18 protein-coding genes are annotated in these 21611 nt (G+C 53.0%); 10 read left to right on the plus strand and 8 right to left on the minus strand.

The window, feature by feature from the left end; all coding sequences use genetic code 11:
• Positions 1 to 34 precede the first annotated feature (34 nt).
• The 7 genes from BG55_RS08815 to acuI all read right to left on the minus strand — a co-directional run bounded on the left by BG55_RS08815 (position 35) and on the right by acuI (position 6621).
• A protein-coding gene (locus tag BG55_RS08815; protein WP_152542550.1) for an IS3 family transposase occupies positions 35 to 1251 on the minus strand; the annotation gives its coding sequence in 2 pieces (ribosomal slippage) (positions 35 to 904 and positions 907 to 1251; 1215 coding nt in all).
• Between the two features lie 104 nt (positions 1252 to 1355).
• On the minus strand, positions 1356 to 2705 hold the full coding sequence (gene accC / locus BG55_RS08825) for an acetyl-CoA carboxylase biotin carboxylase subunit (protein ID WP_034936638.1): 1350 nt from the start codon (positions 2703 to 2705) through the stop codon (positions 1356 to 1358).
• An 11-nt stretch (positions 2706 to 2716) separates the two neighbouring features.
• Complete coding sequence (gene accB, locus BG55_RS08830) at positions 2717 to 3190, minus strand: acetyl-CoA carboxylase biotin carboxyl carrier protein (protein WP_034936641.1); 474 nt, start codon at positions 3188 to 3190, stop codon at positions 2717 to 2719.
• Positions 3191 to 3211: 21 nt separating this feature from the next.
• Complete coding sequence (gene aroQ, locus BG55_RS08835; RefSeq protein WP_034936644.1) at positions 3212 to 3664, minus strand: type II 3-dehydroquinate dehydratase; 453 nt, start codon at positions 3662 to 3664, stop codon at positions 3212 to 3214.
• Between the two features lie 238 nt (positions 3665 to 3902).
• Positions 3903 to 4505 carry a protein-methionine-sulfoxide reductase heme-binding subunit MsrQ gene (gene msrQ, locus BG55_RS08840; protein ID WP_034936646.1) on the minus strand — a complete coding sequence of 201 codons (603 nt, stop codon included), beginning with the start codon at positions 4503 to 4505 and terminating at the stop codon, positions 3903 to 3905.
• On the minus strand, positions 4505 to 5506 hold the full coding sequence (gene msrP / locus BG55_RS08845; protein WP_034937358.1) for a protein-methionine-sulfoxide reductase catalytic subunit MsrP: 1002 nt from the start codon (positions 5504 to 5506) through the stop codon (positions 4505 to 4507). The genes msrQ and msrP overlap by 1 nt, the downstream gene beginning before the upstream one ends.
• A 140-nt stretch (positions 5507 to 5646) precedes the next feature.
• The gene (acuI, locus tag BG55_RS08850) at positions 5647 to 6621 is read right to left on the minus strand and encodes an acrylyl-CoA reductase (NADPH) (RefSeq protein ID WP_034936648.1); all 975 of its coding nucleotides are present in this window, start codon (positions 6619 to 6621) and stop codon (positions 5647 to 5649) included.
• A 191-nt stretch (positions 6622 to 6812) separates the two neighbouring features.
• Here acuI and csrD point away from each other — a divergent pair, with 191 nt between their 5' ends.
• The 8 genes from csrD to tldD all read left to right on the plus strand — a co-directional run bounded on the left by csrD (position 6813) and on the right by tldD (position 19242).
• Entirely contained in the window at positions 6813 to 8762 is a 1950-nt protein-coding gene (gene csrD, locus BG55_RS08855; RefSeq protein WP_034936650.1) for an RNase E specificity factor CsrD, read from the plus strand.
• Positions 8763 to 9074: 312 nt separating this feature from the next.
• A complete protein-coding gene (mreB, locus tag BG55_RS08860) occupies positions 9075 to 10118 on the plus strand; it encodes a rod shape-determining protein MreB (protein WP_003855260.1) in 1044 nt (347 codons plus the stop codon).
• A gap of 71 nt (positions 10119 to 10189) precedes the next feature.
• Complete coding sequence (gene mreC / locus BG55_RS08865) at positions 10190 to 11221, plus strand: rod shape-determining protein MreC (RefSeq protein ID WP_034936652.1); 1032 nt, start codon at positions 10190 to 10192, stop codon at positions 11219 to 11221.
• Positions 11218 to 11706, plus strand: a complete 489-nt coding sequence (mreD, locus tag BG55_RS08870; RefSeq protein WP_034936653.1) for a rod shape-determining protein MreD — start codon at positions 11218 to 11220, stop codon at positions 11704 to 11706. The genes mreC and mreD overlap by 4 nt, the downstream gene beginning before the upstream one ends.
• 8 nt (positions 11707 to 11714) lie before the next feature.
• Positions 11715 to 12311, plus strand: coding sequence for a Maf family protein (locus BG55_RS08875; RefSeq protein WP_034936655.1), 597 nt, complete (start codon positions 11715 to 11717; stop codon positions 12309 to 12311).
• Positions 12301 to 13770 carry a ribonuclease G gene (gene rng, locus BG55_RS08880; protein ID WP_034936657.1) on the plus strand — a complete coding sequence of 490 codons (1470 nt, stop codon included), beginning with the start codon at positions 12301 to 12303 and terminating at the stop codon, positions 13768 to 13770. Before BG55_RS08875 ends, rng begins: the two co-directional genes overlap by 11 nt.
• A gap of 31 nt (positions 13771 to 13801) precedes the next feature.
• Positions 13802 to 17602 carry an AsmA2 domain-containing protein YhdP gene (gene yhdP, locus BG55_RS08885; protein WP_034936659.1) on the plus strand — a complete coding sequence of 1267 codons (3801 nt, stop codon included), beginning with the start codon at positions 13802 to 13804 and terminating at the stop codon, positions 17600 to 17602.
• Positions 17603 to 17796: 194 nt separating this feature from the next.
• Positions 17797 to 19242, plus strand: a complete 1446-nt coding sequence (gene tldD, locus BG55_RS08890) for a metalloprotease TldD (RefSeq protein WP_034936661.1) — start codon at positions 17797 to 17799, stop codon at positions 19240 to 19242.
• 33 nt (positions 19243 to 19275) lie between these two features.
• On the opposite strand, the gene aaeR is transcribed toward tldD, so the two are convergent.
• Entirely contained in the window at positions 19276 to 20193 is a 918-nt protein-coding gene (gene aaeR, locus BG55_RS08895) for an HTH-type transcriptional activator AaeR (protein WP_034936662.1), read from the minus strand.
• A 271-nt stretch (positions 20194 to 20464) separates the two neighbouring features.
• Between aaeR and aaeX the strand changes: the two genes are divergently transcribed.
• Both aaeX and aaeA read left to right on the plus strand, forming a co-directional pair.
• Positions 20465 to 20668, plus strand: a complete 204-nt coding sequence (gene aaeX / locus BG55_RS08900; RefSeq protein WP_034936665.1) for a p-hydroxybenzoic acid efflux pump operon protein AaeX — start codon at positions 20465 to 20467, stop codon at positions 20666 to 20668.
• 7 nt (positions 20669 to 20675) lie between these two features.
• Entirely contained in the window at positions 20676 to 21608 is a 933-nt protein-coding gene (gene aaeA, locus BG55_RS08905) for a p-hydroxybenzoic acid efflux pump subunit AaeA (RefSeq protein WP_034936668.1), read from the plus strand.
• Positions 21609 to 21611: the final 3 nt, after the last annotated feature.

A 21611-nucleotide genomic window follows, 5' to 3' on the forward strand; every position in this document is an offset into this window, starting at 1 on the left:
GACTAGTCCTGGCATAGGTTGACACTTTACGCCCTCAAAACGCCTGATGTACTGCATCTGGCGTTTTATATTTCAGCGACAGATGCGGTCGCTGGCTATTGTAGATTCTTACCGACTCCGCCACCATTATTTCTGCCTGAACGATGTCTGCCGGGCGCGTTATCAGCAGCTCGTTTTTCAGTATTCCGTTGACCCTCTCCGCAATGGCGTTCTGATAACAGTCATACCCATCCGTCATTGAGCAGATTAGCCCGTGTCTTTCATGCACCGACTGGTACATCGCTGAGCAGTACTGTATGCCGCGATCGGAGTGATGGATCAGCGGTGTCCTGCCATGCCGGTTTTTCAGTGCCATCTGTAGCGCCTTCACCACGTGCTCTGTATGAAGACTTTCATGCACATGGTAACCCACTATTTTCCGTGAGAATGCGTCGGTTACCAGGCTCACGTAAGCCGTGCCGGTTCTGACCGGAAGCCAGGTAATGTCCGCCACCCAAACCTGCTCCGGGCCGGAGATGACGGTCCGCCCCGGCCCGTCTTTCAGCAGGTTTGGATGCTTATAAAAGCGATGATGGCTGTGGGTTGTTTTATGATAAGCCCTGGCCGGACGTACCCGCAGCCCGGCCTCCCGGAGTACGGTAAACAGGCTGTCCCGCCCGATATGCAGTTCAGGTGCATCCCGACAGTTAAGGATATGGTGCAGCTTGCGCGTGCCCAGGCGCGGTTGCTGCATCCTGAGGTTTTTCACTTCCTCAGTAATGCGGCAGGCCTGCTCTGACTTACGTTGCACGCGCTGACACCCCTGATACCAGGCCTGACGGCTTATTTTTAAAAACCGGCAGACCCTGACGATGGTCAGTCCGGGTGTTTTTGCCTGCGCGATAACGAAGCTAACTGCTTTTTTGTCAGCGTGGCACCGAACTCAGTGTTCATGACCTTCACGACGGCCTCAAAGAACTGCGCCTTCACTTCGGATTCAGCCAGCTGCTGCTCAAGCTCTTTGATTCGTTGTTCAGGCGTAAGGGGAAGGGATTTTTTCATGAGTCCTCCACGTGCGCTGCGCTGCTTTGAAGAGTGCCAGTCCAGCTGGCCATATTTACGCAGCCACTTCAGAACGGTGGAGCACCCCTGGATACCGTAGCGCTCCTGAGCCTGACGATAAGTCATCTCACCTTTTTCAACCTGCTCAACGACGGCCAGTTTAAAGGACAGAGAGTAGTCGCGTTGTGTACGTTTAACATATTGCTTCATCACATTCTCCTCAGAATCGCGGGAAAATGTGTCAACGCTATTCAGGACGGGTCAAAGCAAAGAAAAAGGCCGGGGATACCGGCCTTTTTGTCCACACAATCGGATCAGGTTTCCTGAAGACCAAGTTTTTTCTCCAGATAGTGGATATTAGTACCACCACGCTGGAAATTTTCATCGGTCATAATCTTCATCTGTAGCTCAACGTTAACTTTGATGCCGTCGATGATCAGCTCAGCCAGCGCATTTTTCATGCGGGCAATAGCCACTTCACGGGTGTCGCCGTAAGTGATCAGCTTACCAATCATTGAGTCATAATACGGAGGTACAGCGTAGCCTGCGTAAATATGCGATTCCCAGCGCACGCCAAAACCACCGGGTGCATGGAAGCGGGTGATCTTGCCGGGGCTTGGCAGGAAAGTGTTGGGATCTTCGGCGTTGATACGGCATTCCACCGCATGACCACGGATCACCACATCTTCCTGTTTGATCGACAGCGGCTGACCGGCAGCGATGCGCAGTTGCTCTTTGATCAGATCCACACCGGTAATCATCTCGGTGACCGGATGTTCAACCTGAATACGGGTATTCATTTCAATGAAATAGAACTCACCGTTTTCAAACAGAAACTCAAAAGTACCTGCGCCGCGATAGCCGATTTCAATACAGGCTTTTGAACAACGCTCACCAATGAAACGGCGCATTTCCGGGGTGATGCCTGGCGCTGGCGCTTCTTCCACCACTTTCTGGTGACGACGCTGCATTGAACAGTCGCGTTCGGCCAGATAAATGGCATTTCCCTGACCGTCAGCCAGTACCTGAATTTCGATGTGACGCGGATTTTCCAGGTATTTTTCCATATACACCATGTCGTTATTGAAAGCCGCTTTGGCTTCCGCTTTCGTCATGTTGATGGATTGCTCAAGATCTTTATCACCCCGGACCACGCGCATACCGCGACCGCCGCCGCCGCCAGAGGCTTTGATAATTACCGGATAGCCGATACGTTGGGCAATGGCACGGTTTTTTTCCATGTCTTCGCCCAGCGAGCCGTCAGAACCCGGAACGGTTGGCACACCGCTTTTCTTCATCGCGGTGATGGCGGAAACTTTGTCCCCCATCAGGCGAATAGTTTCAGCTTTGGGGCCAATAAAGATAAAGCCTGAACGCTCAACCTGTTCGGCAAAGTCGGCATTCTCCGAGAGGAAACCGTAACCCGGATGGATAGCTACTGCTCCGGTTATCTCAGCGGCTGAAATAATCGCAGGGATATTCAGGTAGCTTTTTACTGACTGAGCAGGGCCGATACAAACGGTCTCATCTGCCAGCAGAACATGTTTTAAATCACGGTCCGCGCTGGAGTGCACGGCAACAGTTTTAATGCCCAGCTCTTTACAGGCACGTAAAATACGCAGCGCAATCTCGCCACGGTTAGCTATAACAATTTTATCCAGCATGGTTCGCCTCGTTATTCGATGACTACCAGCGGCTCGTCAAATTCAACTGGCTGACCGCTTTCGACCAGGATCGCTTTTACTACGCCGGATTTATCGGCTTCGATCTGGTTCATCATTTTCATCGCTTCAACGATGCACAGGGTATCGCCGGCATTCACTTTCTGCCCGACTTCAACAAACGCTTTCGCGTCAGGGCTTGGCGTACGGTAGAAAGTACCGACCATTGGTGAACGTACGATGTGACCACTGATCTCGGCAGCCGCAGGGGCTTCCATGGCAGGTGTGGTGGCTGGCGCAACGGCGGTGGCCAGTGCGGGTTGCTGCTGCATCATTGGTGCTGCATAGGCTTGTTGCATCATCGGATAACCAGTGTTAACCGGAGAGCGACTGATGCGAACGGACTCTTCACCTTCAGAGATTTCCAGTTCAGCAATACCGGATTCTTCAACCAGTTCGATCAGTTTTTTAATCTTACGAATATCCATGAGTGTGGTTCCGTACTCTGTTTAATTAGATTGTGACAGGCGTTTCACAGCTGTCTGTAAAGCCCAGGAATAACCATCGGCACCAAGGCCACAGATGACTCCAGCGGCAATATCAGAAAGATAAGAATGATGGCGAAATGGCTCACGTGCATGCACGTTCGACAGATGCACTTCAATAAACGGGATGCTGACTGCAAGCAGAGCATCACGAAGCGCTACGCTGGTATGGGTGAAAGCTGCCGGGTTAATGACGATATAATCGACGTTACCTTTTGCTTCATGAATGCGGTCAATCAACGCATACTCCGCATTGGACTGGAGATGACTCAGCTTCACCTTGAGCGCGTCAGCCTGCGATGTTAAGTCGCTAACGATCTCTGCCAGCGTCGTTTTCCCATATTTCTCTGGTTCACGGCTACCCAAAAGATTCAGGTTGGGACCATTCAGGAGAAGGATATGAAAATTTTCAGCCATCTTGCTGCTATCTCCTGCGATAATTGAATCATCGCACAAAATACAATGCCAAAAGCCATTTGTCACCTTTAACGATGAAATTTGGGCTCTCAGCCGTTTCAACGCCGGGCATTATAACGATTTCGTGGCAATTCGCAGCTAAATACTGGTCTTATCAGCGAAGATTATCCACCCTGGGTCTTTATGACCGGAATGGGTGGCACCCTCGCGGCATACAACAGAATTCGTCCTGATGACCTTAGCGCCACCACTGCCGAAACTTTTTGTACCGCCATGCCAGCAGGATGAAAGCAATGCTGGCGTAAATCCACGGCTGAGGAGAGAAGGTTTTAACCGACCAGAGATAATGAATGGGGGCGAGAATCAGCACAATGTACAGCGTGTTGTGTAATGTTTGCCAGCGTTTGCCCAGCTTGATTTGTGCCTGCCGGAAAGAGGTCAGGGCCAGTAATAACAAAATGAACCAGCTGATGATACCCAGTGTCAGATAGGGGCGTGTAACCAGTTCCGAGCCGAGCAAAGCAAGATTACTGATGCCAAGCTCCAGCAGTGAATAGCTGAGCAGATGCAGTGTGGCCCAGGCAAAACACCACAGCCCGAGCAGGCGGCGAACACGGATGAGCAACGGCTGTTTTCCGTAGCGGGCCAGCGGCGTCACTAACAGGGTGCCCAGCAGAAATTTTAGTGCCATTCTGCCGGTAAAATGCTGGATATCTTTTGCCGGATCGGCGCTGAGCATGTTGTGATCGAGGGCAAAAAACAGCCAGACGAGCGGTAAAAAGCCCGCCAGATGAAGCACAATTTTCAGGCCGGTAATCTGTTTAACGGTCAGGCGATACATCAGAAATTCTCCCGCAGATCCATACCGCGATAGAGCGAAGCAACCTGTTGTGCATAGCCATTAAACAGCAACGTTGGCTGGCGTTTCACATCCAGGATGCCGCCCGCGCCGATAAAGCGCTCTGTCGCCTGCGACCAGCGTGGATGGTCAACATGCGGGTTGACGTTGCCATAGAATCCATACTCATTAGCCGCCAGTTGGTTCCAGGTGGTGGGTGGCATATCCTTTACCAGCGTGATTTTGACGATAGATTTAATCCCTTTGAAGCCATATTTCCAGGGGACGGTCAGGCGGATTGGTGCGCCATTTTGCGGCGGCAGCGCTTTGCCATAAACCCCGGTGGTCAGCAGGGTGAGTGGATGCATTGCCTCGTCCAGACGTAAGCCTTCGACGTAGGGGTAATCAATCCCTCCGCCAATAAAGCGATCTTTCTGACCTGGCATCTCATCCGGAGCATAAACAGTCTGGAAGGCGACATAGCGGGCATTGCTGGTGGGTTCGGCTGCCCGCAGCAATTGTCCAAGTTCGAAACCAATCCAGGGGACGACCATTGACCAGGCTTCCACACAGCGCATGCGATAGATGCGCTGCTCCAGCGGAAAGCGTTTATAAATGTCGTCCATATTCAGTGTTAAAGGCTTCGCGACTTCACCTGTAATCTCAATTTTCCAGTCGCGGGTTTTCAACGTACCGGCATTGGCTGCCGGGTCTGCCTTATCCAGGCCAAATTCGTAAAAATTGTTGTAACCCGTGACTTTATCTTCCGGTGTCAGCGGCAATGTAGCCTGATACTGTGCTGGACTGGAAAAGTTGAGTGATTTGCCGGAGGCCGCCTTCGGACGATCGTTTCCTTTGAACCATGACAGCACATCCGCCTGCGCAGAAGGAAAAGAGAGGGCCGCGGTGCTTATTCCCAGCGCTTTCAGGATTTGCCGGCGTTGGGCGTTAAAAACGCTTTCTGGTGTGACATCGTTTTCAGTCAGCTTATTGACAGACTTCATCAGGTTCTTCTCCACAAATTGTTTCTTTGCAGCTTTCAGCATGCGCAAAGAGCGGACATTCAGCGAGGTCAGGCAGCAAAAAAAGTGGCGTTTGTTTAAGGAGAGGGAAGATCGCCCCTGCCAGTGGCAGGGGCGAAGAGTTAGCGGATTTTAACCAGCATCCGGCCAGTTGCATCGTTGTTGATAAGCTTCAGCGCGCTTTCAGCCGCTTCAGCCAGCGAGACTTCACGGGTAGCCAGTTGGTAAAAAGTCTCTGGCAGGACAGCGCTCAGTCTTTGCCAGGCCTCAACCCGGCGAGGCATTGGGGCATTAACAGAGTCCACCCCTTGCAGACGTACATTGCGCAAAATAAAAGGCATTACCGTTGCCGGGAGCGCGAATCCACCCGCCAGACCACAGGCCGCCACCACCCCGGAATAGTTCATCTGCGCCAGTACGCTGGCCAGCACTTTATCGCCAACGGTATCTACAGCACCCGCCCAGCGCTGTTTTTCCAACGGACGAGAATCGCCGAAAGCACTGCGAGGCAGAATTTCACCCGCCCCCAGCTGGCGCAGGTAATCATGGGTGGAGGCGCGGCCACTGACCGCAGCAACCCGGTAGCCAAGTGCGCTCAGTAGTGCCACGGCAGTACTTCCGACGCCGCCGCTGGCCCCGGTGACCACCACTTCCCCGCTGTCGGGCGTAATTCCCCCTTCTTCCAACGCCATGACGCAGAGCATGGCGGTCAGACCTGCGGTACCGATAATCATGGCCTTACGGCCATCAAGCCCCTCCGGCAAGGGGACCAGCCAGTCGGCTTTCACCCGGGCCTGTTCCGCCAGTCCGCCCCAGTGATTCTCTCCGACGCCCCATCCGGTCAGCAGCACATTTTGTCCGACGTGAAAGCGGTTATCATCGCTGTGATGAACCTTACCGGCGAAATCGATCCCCGGAATCATCGGGAACTGGCGGATAATTTTCCCCTGGCCGGTGATCGCCATAGCATCTTTGTAATTAATGCTCGACCAGTCGATATCAACCAGCACATCACCCGGCGGGAGCGTATCGGCGTTCAGCGTTTTCACGGACGCAAGAGTTTTTCCTTCAGTCTGTTCAATAACAAGAGCTTGCATGAGAATCTCCTGAAAAATAGCACCTGAGAGTATAATTAAAATCTGAGCACACTATACTCCTGACACGTATCACTATTCTGAAATCTGTGACGAAATAGTGTATGAGGATATGTTATTTTCACCCGCAGGTATTGGTCATTAAGTTGTTTCAGCGATTAATGAACTCTCTTTAACTGTCCAAGAGCACAGGGATGCGATTAACCACAAAACTTTCAGCAATGATTACGCTTCTCAGTGCGCTGGCGATGTTACTGACGCTGGTGGGCTGTGTAATCAGCTTCTTTTACCTCAGCGATCAACGTGCTGAGCACCGATTGCAGACTATGGCGGAAGATATTGATGCCGCCCTGGTGGCTGAAACACCCGAGCAGATGGTTGCCTGGCTACCTCAGGTAATGGGGCCACTGCAAATCCTCCGGGTTACCTTCCTTGAAAACGGCCAGAAACGTCTGGAGTTTGCTCACCATCAGGATGCGGTGATAGAGGATGAGCCGAACAAATATCGTCAGACGGAAATCAGGCTTGAGCAGCATTCCGGCTTTACACTTCAGATTGTCTGGGTCGATACCACGAAAACATGGCTCAGCTCTTTCGTCGGCGCCTCCATTTTTACCATCGTTATTTTTATCGTCAGCAGCCTGATTCTGATTCTGCTGGTGACCCACCGCTGGCTGTACAACCAGTTGCAGGGGATGGAACATCTGGAGTCACGTGCCAGCCTGGTGCTGAAAGGGGAAAGAGGTTCTGTACGTCAGGGCAGCGTACATGAATGGCCCCCGAAAGCCAGCAGTGCTATCGATCTGCTGTTAGCGGATCTGCAAGAAGCTGGCGAGCAGCGCAACCGTATTGATACGCTGATTCGCGCTTTTGCTGCTAAAGACGCAAAAACCGGGCTGAATAATCGTATGTTCTTCGATAACCAGCTGTCCACTATGCTGGAAGACACTGAAGGTGCTGGCGCGCACGGTATGGTGATGATGATTCGCCTGCCCGATTTTGACACCCTGCGGGATAACTGGGGGAACAGCCAGACCAAAGACTACCTGTTTGATTTGGTCAATCTGCTTTCCACATTTGTCATGCGCTACCCCGGTGCGCTGTTGGCGCGCTATTTTCGCAGCGATTTTGCCGTATTACTGCCACACCGCAGTCTGAAAGATGCCGACGGCATCGCCTCGCAACTGATCCATGCGGTGGATGCATTGCCGACAACGCGAATGTTGGACCGCGAGGACATGATTCATATCGGTATCAGCGGCTGGCACAGTGGTCAGAGCACGCAACAGGTAATGGAGAGTGTGGAGCTGGCGACGCGCCATGCGACCCTTTCAGGGGGAAATAACTGGTCGGTGGGCGAAGTCCCCCAGCAGGATCGCAGCCGGGGGAGCGTGAAGTGGCGGACGTTGCTGGAGAATACGCTCCAGCGTGGGGGACCACGTTTATACCAAAAACCCGCGGTCACCTGTAAAGGTGACGTCCACCATCGCGAAATGATGCCCCGAATCTTTGACGGCGAAAAAGAAGTGTCATCGGCCGAATATTTACCCTTTGTTCAGCAGTTGGGCATGGCGGAGGGCTACGACCGCCAGCTGGTTAGCCGTATACTGGCGCTGTTGCCACTCTGGCCTGGTGAGACACTGGCCATTCCATTAACCCCAGACTCACTGTTACAACGCCCTTTTCAGTGTTGGCTACGCGATATGCTGCTGCAATACACTAAATCGCAAAGAAATTGCATTTTATTTGAACTTGCGGAAGCTGATGTTTGTCAACACATCAATCGCCTGGGGAGTGCTTTTCGTTTGCTGAAAGGATTTGGTTGTCGAATTGCGATAAGTCAGGCGGGACTAACGGTAGTCAGCACTGGCTACATTACGCAGTATGATGTGGAACTGATTAAGTTGCATCCGGGGCTGGTTCGTAATATCGAACGGCGTACTGAAAACCAGCTTTTTGTGCAAAGCCTGCTGGAGAGTTGTAAAGGAACGACAACGCGGGTTTTTGCCGCAGGCGTCAAGACGGGGGCGCAATGGCAGACGCTGGCTGAACTGGGCGTTGAAGGCGGTCAGGGCGATTATTTTGCTCCTTCTGAACTTCTTAACAGTGATGTTAAAAAATTTTCGCAAAGATACAGAGTTTAGTCTGCCGTTAAGCTGGATTTCACGTAGAATAGCCGCGCGGCTGTGGTGCCGGCAATGATTAACCGGGTCAACCAGTAAGACCGGGGAATGTAAGATTTTGTGTGCGTTGTGTTCGTATATCGGCCTTAATGTCGGAGCAGGGAGCCTGAATTCAGGTGCTTTTATTGCTCTCGGTGGACCGGTAAATGAAGCGGGACACAGCGTGATTTTTCACCGAAGCAGACTGTTTTTGCGCCTTGTCGCTGCTTCGTGTGGTTGGTAAAGTAAGCGGATTTTATCATCCGCCCCCAGCTAGCAGGATTATCCTTCAGTATGTTTAAAAAATTCCGTGGCATGTTTTCCAACGACTTGTCCATCGACCTGGGTACAGCCAATACCCTCATTTATGTGAAAGGACAGGGCATTGTTCTTAATGAGCCCTCTGTTGTTGCTATCCGTCAGGATCGTGCCGGTTCCCCAAAAAGTGTAGCGGCTGTCGGTCATGACGCCAAACAGATGCTGGGTCGTACTCCAGGCAATATTGCCGCTATCCGTCCAATGAAAGATGGTGTGATCGCTGATTTTTTCGTCACTGAAAAAATGCTCCAGCACTTTATTAAGCAGGTTCACAGCAACAGCTTCATGCGTCCAAGCCCGCGTGTGTTGGTATGTGTACCCGTTGGTGCCACCCAGGTTGAGCGCCGTGCAATTCGTGAATCAGCCCAGGGGGCTGGCGCACGTGAAGTGTTCCTGATTGAAGAACCGATGGCCGCAGCGATTGGTGCCGGTCTGCCGGTATCTGAAGCAACAGGTTCGATGGTGGTGGATATTGGTGGCGGCACGACTGAAGTGGCGGTCATCTCCCTCAACGGCGTGGTTTATTCCTCATCTGTGCGAATTGGTGGCGATCGTTTTGATGAGGCCATTATCAATTACGTGCGCCGCAACTATGGCTCACTGATTGGCGAAGCGACCGCAGAACGAATTAAGCACGAAATTGGCTCGGCTTACCCAGGCGACGAAGTGCGTGAAATTGAAGTCCGCGGCCGAAACCTGGCGGAAGGTGTGCCTCGTGGTTTTACGCTGAACTCCAATGAAATTCTCGAAGCTCTTCAGGAGCCGTTGACCGGTATCGTCAGCGCGGTGATGGTGGCGCTGGAACAGTGCCCGCCAGAACTGGCATCTGATATCTCTGAACGCGGCATGGTGTTGACCGGTGGCGGTGCATTACTGCGTAACCTGGATCGCCTGCTGATGGAAGAGACCGGGATCCCGGTTGTGGTGGCAGAAGATCCACTGACCTGTGTGGCGCGCGGTGGCGGAAAAGCCCTGGAAATGATCGACATGCACGGCGGCGATTTGTTCAGCGAAGAATAATCTGCCACAAAGGAGTGTGGAATCACCTCTCTGCGCTCCTTTTTTAAGATGTCGAGGAATACGCCGAATTTATGAAGCCGATCTTCAGCAGAGGCCCTTCTCTGCAACTACGTTTGTTTTTAGCGGTTGTGGTGGCGATAGCGGTAATTATCGCCGACAGCCGGCTGGGCGCTTTCAGCCAGATTCGCACCTATATGGATACGGCGGTCAGTCCTTTCTATTTTCTTGCCAATGGGCCACGTCAGGTTCTGGACAGTGTTTCTGAAACACTGGCCTCGCGCCAGCAGCTTGAGTTGGAAAATAAAGCGTTACATCGTGAACTGATGTTGAAAAACAGTGAACTGCTGCTGACAGGGCAATTCAAGCAGGAGAATGCCCGGCTGCGCGAATTACTGGGTTCACCGTTACGTCAGGACGAGCACAAAATGGTGACGCAGGTTATCTCCACTGGCACCGACCCTTATACCGATCAGGTGGTGATCGACAAAGGCAGTCTGAACGGTGTGTATGAAGGTCAGCCGGTCATCAGCGATAAAGGGGTGGTAGGGCAGGTGGTTGCCGTGGGTAAAATTACCAGTCGGGTTATGCTGATTTGTGACTCCTCCCATGCGTTACCTATCCAGGTGCTGCGCAACGACATTCGTGTGATTGCTGCGGGCAACGGCTGTGCAGAAGATCTTCAGCTCGAGCATCTGCCAGGAAACACCGATATTCGTCCGGGAGATGTGCTGGTTACCTCTGGCCTTGGTGGGCGTTTCCCGGAAGGCTATCCCGTCGGCGTGGTATCCAGCGTTAAGCTGGACACGCAACGTGCTTATACCGTGATTCAGGCACGTCCCACCGCGGGTTTACAGCGCCTGCGCTACCTGCTGCTGTTGTGGGGTGCCGATCGTAATGGCACCATGCCAGCACTGGCACCAAATGAGGTGCATCGCGTGGCCAACGAACGTCTGATGCAGATGATGCCGCAGGTTCTGCCTGCTGCCAGTGAAATCATGGGACCACCTGCACCTGAAAACTCTGCCACAGTGAATCCTTCCAGCGCAGGTTCGGCTCCGGCTACCGCCCAGTCTGCACCAGCGTCTCGCAGAGGCCAGCCTTGACCAGTTATCGCAGCCACGGGCGTTGGGTTATCTGGCTGTCATTCCTGGTTGCACTGGTGCTGCAAATCATGCCCTGGCCTGACCAGCTGTTTATGTTCAGGCCATCATGGTTGCTACTCATATTGATCTACTGGGTGCTGGCGTTACCACACCGTGTGAATGTTGGTACGGGCTTCCTGATGGGTTCTATAATGGATCTGATCTCAGGCTCCACGCTGGGTGTACGGGCGCTGGCATTCAGCATTGTTGCCTATCTTGTGGCCTTCAAATTTCAGCTGTTTCGCAATCTGGCGCTCTGGCAGCAGGCGTTGATGGTGATGGTTCTGTCGCTGGCAATGGATGTCATCGTTTTCTGGGCCCAGTTTTTAGTGATTAATGTCTCGTTCCGACCAGAAATTTTCTGGAGTAGCTTAATAGACGGTATTCTGTGGCCCTGGCTGTTCTTGCTGATGAGAAAAATTCGCCGTCAGTTTGCTGTTCAATAAGGAAGACTATGGTTTCCCTCTATCTGGCCTCCGGTTCTCCTCGCCGCCGTGAATTGTTAACGCAGCTTGGCTTCAGTTTTGCGCCACTGAGTACGCAAATCGAAGAAATAAAACGTCCTGATGAAACCGCTGAAGTCTATGTCTGCCGTCTTGCGCGTGAAAAAGCACGGGCTGGCGTAGCCGTCGCAAAGTACGATTTGCCGGTGCTGGGGGCGGACACCATTGTAGTGTTAAACAACGACGTACTGGAAAAACCGGCAGACGAGCAGGCAGCCGTCGAAATGTTAGCTAAACTTTCGGGCCAGACGCATCTGGTGATGACGGCCGTGGCGCTGGCAGACCGTCAGCACTTACTGGATTGTCTGGTTATCACCGAGGTGACATTCCGAACACTGTCTGGCGAAGACATTGCCCGCTATGTCGCCAGTGGTGAGCCCATGGATAAGGCGGGTGCTTATGGCATCCAGGGGTACGGCGGAAACTTCGTCAGAAAAATTAACGGAAGCTATCACGCGGTGGTTGGACTTCCTCTGGTTGAAACGGCGGAGCTTTTCAGCCATTTCCAGTCGCTGCGTGAGGTGAAGGAAGAACATCATGACCGCTGAACTGCTGGTTAACATCACCCCATCTGAAACGCGCGTTGCTTTAATCGATGGCGGTATTTTGCAGGAAATCCATATTGAGCGCGAAGCGCGCAGAGGCATTGTCGGCAACATCTATAAAGGCCGGGTAAGCCGGGTGTTGCCCGGAATGCAGGCTGCTTTTGTTGATATTGGCCTTGAGAAGGCCGCCTTTTTGCACGCATCAGATATCGTGCCGCATACCGAATGTGTGGCTGGCGATGAGCGAAAAAATTTTTCCGTGCGTGATATCTCCGAGCTGGTGCGTCAGGGGCAGGACCTGATGGTACAGGTGGTAAAAGATCCGCTGGGCACCAAAGGTGCCAGGCTGACCACCGACATCACTCTGCCATCCCGCTATCTGGTGTTTATGCCGGGTGCTTCGCATGTTGGTGTATCGCAGCGTATTGAAAGTGAAACTGAACGTGAGCGTCTGAAGGCGGTAGTGGCATCTTACTGCGACGATCTGGGTGGATATATCATCCGGACGGCAGCTGAAGGCGTTGGCGAACGGGAGCTGGCCTCTGATGCGGCTTTCCTTAAGCGACTTTGGACCAAAGTGATTGAGCGTAAAAAACGCAATCAGACCCGCTGCCGTTTGTACGGAGAAGTCGCGTTGTCGCAACGCATTTTACGCGATTTTGCTGGCGCGGCGCTGGATCGTATCCGCATCGACTCGCGACTGACTTATGAGCATCTGGTGGAGTTTACCAGTGAATATATCCCGGAGATGACCGCCAGACTGGAGTTGTATACCGGCAGGCAGCCTGTTTTTGATCTGTTTGATGTTGAGAATGAGATTCAGCGCTCCCTGGATCGTAAAGTTGAACTGAAATCCGGCGGATATCTGATCATCGACCAGACCGAGGCGATGACCACCATTGACATCAATACCGGGGCGTTTGTTGGTCATCGTAATCTCGACGAAACCATCTTTAATACCAATATCGAGGCGACGCAGGCGATTGCCCGTCAGTTGCGGCTGCGCAATCTGGGTGGAATTATCATTATCGACTTTATTGATATGAATAATGAAGATCACCGGCGGCGGGTACTGCATTCCCTGGAACAGGCATTGAGCAAAGATCGGGTCAAAACCGGGATCAGTGGTTTCTCAGCGCTGGGTTTGGTGGAGATGACGCGCAAGCGCACGCGGGAGAGTATTGAACATGTCCTCTGTCAGGACTGCCCGGTCTGTAAAGGTCGTGGAACGCTGAAAACCGTGGAAACCGTCTGCTATGAGATCATGCGTGAAATTGTCCGGGTTCATCATGCTTATGATTCAGATCGCTTTCTGGTTTATGTTTCTCCTGCCGTGGGGGAAGCGCTGAAAACCGATGAGTCCCATGCGCTGGCGGAAGTGGAAATTTTCGTTGGTAAGCAGGTGAAAGTGCAAATCGAACCGCTCTATACTCAGGAGCAGTTCGACGTGGTTATGATGTGATCCAGGAGTGGCGCAAGGCAAGGAGAAGTTTGTGAGGCGATTGCCGGGGATCCTGCTACTCACCGCAACAGGCATTGTGGTTATTATCGCGTTGCTGGTCAGTGGTCTGCGCCTGGTCATGCCGCACATGAACAGCTGGCGCGAAAGCATTCAGCAGCGGGCTTCTCAGGTGACCGGTGTGCCGGTGCAGTTCAGTGAGCTGAACGGAAAATGGGAAAACTTCGGTCCGGTACTGGATATCAAAAACATCCGTATCGGTTTGAATGACCAGGGTGAACTGAACGTTGGTCGGGTGACGCTGGCGTTGGATGTCTGGCAGTCGCTACTGCATTTTCGCTGGCAGTTTCGTAATCTTGTCTTTTACAACCTCAATCTGGAAACCAACACCCCGCTGTTTGCTGAGAGCAACAATAAAATGCAACTCAGGCCGGGCCAGTTGAGCGATCTTTTCCTCCGCCAGTTTGACCATTTTGATCTGCGCGAGAGCCAGATAAGTTTCGTCACGCCCTCCGGTCAGCGGGCCAGGCTGGATATTCCACAGCTCACCTGGCTGAATGAAAAAAATCGTCACCGGGCTGAAGGGCTGGTCAGCCTGTCCAGCTTTACGGGACAACATGGGGTGGTTCAGGTTCGTCTTGATCTCAGTGATACCAGCGGCTATCTGGATACTGGCCGGGCATGGATGCGGGCAGATGATGTCGATTTGAAACCCTGGCTGGGGCAGTGGATGCGCAATAATACTTCACTGAAAAGTGCCCGTTTCAGCCTCGCTGGCTGGCTGAGTCTGAAAGAGGGCGATATATATGATGGTGATATCGCACTCTCTGAAGGGAAAGCTCAGTGGCAGGGTGATAAGCAATCCCACCAGCTAACCATCAAGCCTCTTACTGCCCACATCGCCCGATTCAACGGTGGCTGGCGTATTGACGTTCCGCAAACCCATCTTATTACCGATGGACAGCCCTGGCCTGAAGGCATGTTTTCGCTGTTATGGCTGCCGGAAGACAGCCTGTTGCCTGGCCCGGATCATCAGCAGGAAGTGCGTGTTCGTGCGACGAACCTGCAACTGGAGCGTCTGGACGCGCTTATCCCGCTCTTTTCCAGATTGTCTCCCGGGCTGTTGGATAACTGGCGTTCCCTGCAACCGCGTGGACAGATTCAGTCGCTGGCAGTGGATGTTCCGGTTCAGCAACCGGAGAAAAGCCGCTTTCAGGCTCGCTGGAAAGATCTGGGCTGGCAGCACTGGGAGCTGTTGCCAGGCATGGAACATCTCAATGGATCCGCCAGTGGCAGCATAGCTGACGGGCGGCTGGACTTTGTGCTTAAAAACGCCAGCCTGCCCTACGGCGACATGTTTCGTGCTCCGCTGGAAATTCAGCAGGCCAGCGGCGCGCTCAACTGGCAATACGACGCTGATCACCTGAAACTGGCCGGTCATAACCTCGACGTCCGGGCACGTTCCTTGTGGGGCAGAGGTGATTTCAACTGGTCACAAAGTGAAAACAGTGAGCCAGTACTGAATATTCTGGCTGGAATTAACGTCACTGACGCCGGAGATGCCTGGCGCTATTTTCCTGAGCCGCTGATGGGCACCACGCTGGTTAACTATCTCAGTGGCGCGATTAAAGGGGGGCAGGTGCAGAATGCCTCGTTGATTTTTGCCGGTAATCCGCACTTGTTCCCATTCAAAAACAATGAGGGGCTGTTTCAGGTCTTTGTGCCTCTGAAACAGGCAACCTATCAGTTCCAGCCTGGCTGGCCCGATCTTGAGAACCAGGATATTAACCTGGACTTTGTTAATGACGGGCTGTTTATGAAAGCCGATCGGACCATGCTGGGGAATGTGCAGGGCAAAAATATTTCAGCAGTGATTCCGGACTACCTGAAAGAAAAGCTGATCATTGATGGCGATATCAGTGGTGCAGGGACGGACGTCGGCAGCTATTTCAACCAGACACCGCTGAAGGATACGCTGGGTGCAGCGCTGGATGAACTCCAGGTTGGTGGAGATGTAAGTGGTCACTTGCATCTTAATATCCCGCTTGATGGTGAACAGGTCAGGGCCACAGGTGATGTTAATCTCAAAAACAATCAGCTGTTTATAAAGCCGCTTAACAGCACGATTAAACAGCTGGCCGGGCGTTTTACCTATGACAATGGCAATCTGCAAAGTGGGGCGCTTACGGGCAGCTGGTTTGGTCAGCCGATCAACGTCAGTTTTAACACTCAGGAAGGTGAAAAAAACTATCAGATTGGGGTTGATTTAGAGGGTAACTGGCGACCTGGTGATATGAAAGTGGTCCCTGTTGCTGTTCGCGAAAAACTGAATGGCAGCGCAGGCTGGCAAAGTAACGTGTCAGTTAATCTGCCTCACGGCGGTGGAGCCGACTATCAGGTAACCCTCAGCGGGGACTTAACGGATGTAAGCAGTCACTTACCTGAACCGCTGGAGAAGAAAAAAGGCGCCGCTCTGCCGGTTAAAATCAGCGCCAAAGGCAATCTCCATACCTTTAACCTGAGTGGCGTTGTTGGTGGCAGTCACCGTTTTAACAGCCAGTGGCTGCTGGGTAAGCAACTGCGCGTTGAGCGGGGCATCTGGGAGAACGATGCCTCCCAGATCCCGGCATTACCTGAATCGAACGGCATGGTCCTCAATCTGCCGCCGCTGGATGGAGAGGCCTGGCTTGCTCTGCTGGGAGGTGCAGCTGGCAGCGATCGGAGTGCTGATAGCCGTGCCAGGTTACCGGGTGATATCACTCTGCGGACGCCGGCACTGACCTTAGGCGGACAGCAGTGGCATGACCTCAATGCCACCCTGAATCAGACGGTCGCCGGAGATATGCAGATCAAGGTAACAGGGAAGGAGATTGCCGGGCAGTTACAGATGAACGCGCATTCAGCCTGGTTGGCACATCTCAACTATCTTTATTACAACCCACAGTGGTCCACTGGTGAAAGCGCCTCTTCTCTGCCCCCTGCGGAGACTTCAGTTGATTTCCGCAGCTGGCCTGCGCTCAATCTCACCTGTGATCAGTGTTGGTTACGGGGGCAGAATTTCGGGCGGATACAGGGCAATCTGACTCACAGCGGCGACACGCTGACGCTACAAAATGGTCTTGTTGATACCGGCAGCGCCCGTCTGACCCTGGCAGGAGAGTGGGTCAATCGCCCTGGAGCACAGCGCACGGCAGTCAAAGGCGTTCTGAGCGGGAAAAAAATTAACGACGCCGTGGACTGGTTTGGCATGAGTACCCCGCTGCGGGATTCCCCTTTTGATATCAATTACGACCTGCACTGGCAGTCAACACCCTGGCAACCTTCTGAATCCACGTTGAGTGGGGTACTGAAATCCCACCTGGGGGCGGGTCAGATTGCCGATGTGAATACGGGGCGCGCCGCGCAGCTGCTGCGTCTGGTCAGTGTCGATGCGCTATTGCGTAAGTTACGCCTCGATTTTACTGATACCTTCAGTCAGGGGTTCTATTACGACTCGATCAACGGTACGGCCTGGATAGATAAAGGGGTAATGCATACTGATAATCTGCTGGTGGATGGCCTTGAAGCTGACATTGCTATGCAGGGAAAAATTGATCTGGTCAGACGTGAACTCAATATGGAAGCGGTGGTTGCGCCAGAAATTTCAGCCACTGTGGGTGTAGCGGCAGCTTTTGCGGTGAATCCGGTGGTGGGAGCAGCGGTGTTTGCCGCCAGTAAAGTGCTGGGGCCGCTGTGGAACAAGATTTCCGTGTTGCGCTACCATATTTCCGGTCCCATCGATAAACCAAAAATTGATGAAGTACTGCGCAAGCCACGTGAGAAGAGTGCGAAGTGAATTTGACGTCAACGGAGAATTGCCGCAGGCTGTATATCCGTCATACCCGATGTTACTGGCGTGTTTGCGGGGTGCAATTATCCTGAGCGGGTGGGCAGTAAGGAAGTTCACGCTTCCTGGTGCCAGCCGAAACAGTATGACTAAAGGCGTGCGTTGCCAGTTGTGGCTGGCTCCTCCCAACAGAGCGAGAATACATGAGTCTGAATCTGGTAAGTGAGCAGTTACTGACTGCTAACAACATTAATCAAGCCGATCTCTTTTCCCTTCTTGGTCAGCTGTCTGAGCGTAAGCTCGACTATGCCGATCTTTACTTTCAGTCCAGCTTTCATGAATCCTGGGTACTGGAAGATCGCATTATTAAAGACGGCTCATGGAATATTGATCAGGGAGTCGGTGTTCGCGCCGTCAGCGGCGAGAAAACCGGTTTCGCTTATGCCGACCAGATAACGCTGGCGGCCCTTACCCAGAGTGCGAATGCTGCCCGCAGCATCGTGCGTGAGCAGGGCGACGGGAAGTCACATGTGCTTGGGGCGGTAATCAATCGTCAACTTTATTCGGTGGTCGATCCATTACAAAGCCTTTCCCGCGAAGAGAAAATTGCGCTGTTGCATCGGGTCGATACTGCGGCCCGTGCGGCTGATAAGCGAGTACAGGAGGTGAGTGCCAGCCTCAGTGGGGTTTATGAGATGGTGCTGGTCGCTGCCACCGACGGTACGCTGGCGGCAGATGTCCGTCCGCTGGTCCGGCTCTCAGTCAGTGTTCAGGTAGAAGAAGACGGTAAGCGCGAGCGGGGTTCCAGCGGTGGCGGTGGCCGTTTCGGCTATGAATTCTTCCTGGCTGACGAATCAGGAGAAATTCGGGCTGAAGCCTGGGCGCGGGAAGCCGTTCGCATGGCGCTGGTTAATCTGAGCGCGGTTGCCGCACCAGCCGGCACGCTGCCAGTGGTGCTGGGGGCCGGCTGGCCCGGCGTTCTGCTGCATGAAGCGGTAGGACACGGACTGGAAGGTGATTTCAACCGGCGTGGGACTTCGGTGTTCAGTGGGCAGCTTGGGCAACAGGTGGCCTCTGAGCTTTGTACCGTTGTCGATGATGGCACTCTTGACGGGCTGCGCGGCTCTCTGGCTATTGACGATGAAGGTGTGCCCGGACAATACAACGTACTGATCGAAAACGGTGTTTTGAAAGGTTATATGCAGGACAAGCTCAATGCCCGGCTGATGGGAGTTAACCCCACGGGGAATGGTCGTCGTGAGTCTTATGCCCATCTGCCAATGCCCAGAATGACCAACACCTACATGCTGGCAGGTAAATCCACGCCGCAGGACATTATTGAAAGCGTGGAATATGGCTTATACGCGCCGAATTTCGGCGGAGGTCAGGTCGATATCACCTCCGGCAAATTTGTCTTTTCCACTTCAGAGGCTTACCTGATTGAGAAAGGGAAAGTGACTAAACCGGTAAAAGGCGCAACACTGATTGGCTCCGGCATCGAAGCAATGCAGCAAATCTCGATGGTGGGTAACGATCTTGCGCTGGACAAAGGCGTCGGTGTCTGCGGTAAAGAAGGCCAGAGCCTGCCAGTAGGTGTCGGCCAGCCAACGCTTAAACTGGATAAACTGACGGTTGGCGGCACAGCCTGAACCGTTGTCTTCACGGGGCGCCAGACGCCCCGCTTACCCTGCCCGAAACTCCTGATATATCTCGGCAACCTTGTCAAAATACTCTGTCAGATAGTTAATACACACTTCCACCTTAAGGGGCAGTTTGTCCTTCTGGGTATAAACTGCGTAAACCGGGCGGGGAGTTGAATGGTAGTGGGCAAACAAAATCTCGATTTTTCCGGCATTAATCTCATCTGTTACCCACATCAGCGGCACATAGGCAATACCACAGCCAGCAACCAGCCAGCGGATCAGCGTCTGTGAATCATTGGTGGCAAAGCGCCCCTTCGGCGACAAACGGGTGGAGATGCCTTCAGGGGCGGTTAACTCAAAATCGTTATCCGGCCGCACACTGTATTCCAGCCAGGAAAAATTGCTGATGTCGCCCGGTTTTTCGGGCATTCCGTATTGGCTGAGATAGCTTTTGGCGGCACAAACCACCATTGGCATCGCTCCCAGTCGCCGCGAAAACAGACTGGAATCCTGAAGAGCACCCACGCGGATCACCAAATCCAGCCCGTCGGCAATCAGGTCCGGGGCCGGTATACCGGTGACCAGATTGACCGTCAGTCCCGGATACTCCCGCAACATTTCTGCCGTTATCGTTGCCAGCACATTCTGCGCCATGGTTGAGGAGCTGCCGATCCGCAGCGTGCCAACCGGCGTGTTGTTGAAAGCCCAGAGCTGCTCATGAACCTGCTGTGCCTCTGACAACATCCGGCGACAGCCCTGATAGTAGATTTTACCTGCTTCAGTCAGACCGATACTTCGGGTGCTGCGGTTTAACAGTTTAACCTGTAGCTCATTTTCCAGTCTGGCGACAATCTGACTGACGGCTGATACGCTCATCTGCATCTGACTGGCCGCTGCGGTGAATGATCCCAATTCAACGACGCGTGCGAAAACGGACATCCCCTTAAGTCTTTCCATTATTAACCCTGGCTTAAAAGTGATTTAGATCACATTCAGTAGATAACACATAGTCAACCGCGTTACTATAGTGCGTCCGGAAAAATCCTTTGCTGCTCAACACATCAAAAAGCCGTGCAGATTACGCTATTATTCATCAGGCGTCGTGATGATGAGTAAGACGGCCAGTCGGTTATTCCATTATCAACATGTAAACCAACGGCCACCCTGTCACAGGGGCAGTTGCGTTCGGCGTAGAGGTTGCCCGGTCAGGTACTGGCAAGGATAAGAAATGAGTGTACTCCCGGTTATTGTGATATTCGGGCTTTCGTTCCCGCCCATATTTTTCGAAATTATTGTGTCACTAATGTTGTTCTGGTTGGTGCGTCGGTTGCTGACCCCTACCGGGATTTATGACCTGGTCTGGCACCCCGCATTGTTTAATACAGCACTGTGGTGCTGTCTGTTCTACCTGGTTTCCCGATTGTTTGTCTGAGGTCACAGTGAAAGCGCTAACTAGAAAAATCTCCCGATTCGCCATCACCATCATTCTGGTCATTCTTGCTGTTATCGTTATTTTCAGGGCGTGGGTGTTTTACACCGAGTCACCCTGGACCCGTGACGCTAAATTTACTGCTGACGTGGTGGCAATTGCTCCGGATGTCAGCGGCCTGATTTCTGATGTGCGTGTGCGGGATAACCAGCTGGTAAAGAAAGATCCGGTGCTTTTCGTTGTCGATCAGCCGCGCTATCAGCAGGCACTCAATGAAGCTGAAGCGGATGTCGCATACTACCAGGCGTTGCTGAATGAGAAACGGCGAGAGGCTTCCCGACGCAATAAGCTGGGGGTATCTGCCATGTCCCGCGAGGCGATTGACCAGGCAAATAATGACTATCAGACCAGTGAACATCAGCTGGCAAAGGCGGTTGCTACCCGCGACACGGCGAAACTGGATCTGGATCGTACCGTCGTTAAAGCGCCGGCAGATGGCTGGGTTACCAATCTTAATGTTTATCGTGGTGAATTTATCACCCGAGGTTCTACCGCCGTAGCGCTGGTTCAGCAGCATACTTTTTATGTACAGGCCTATATGGAAGAAACCAAGCTGCATGGGGTGCGCCCTGGCTTCAGGGTGGAAATCACCCCGTTGGGAAGTACGCGGGTGCTGCACGGTACGGTAGACAGCATCGCTGCCGGTGTTACTAACAGCAGCAGCACCGTTGACAGCAAGGGTATGGCGACAATTGACTCTAACCTTGAATGGGTACGTCTTGCTCAACGCGTACCAATTCGCATACGTCTTGATCAGCAGCAGGGCAATCTTTACCCTGCGGGCACCACGGCAACGGTAGTGGTAACCGGCGCACAGGACCGCCAGCCTGAACAGATGCCGCCGCTAATGAAGTTAATGCAGCGTCTGCGTGAGTTTGGTTAAGCC

The organism is Erwinia mallotivora, from assembly GCF_000590885.1.
GTDB lineage: Bacteria > Pseudomonadota > Gammaproteobacteria > Enterobacterales > Enterobacteriaceae > Erwinia > Erwinia mallotivora.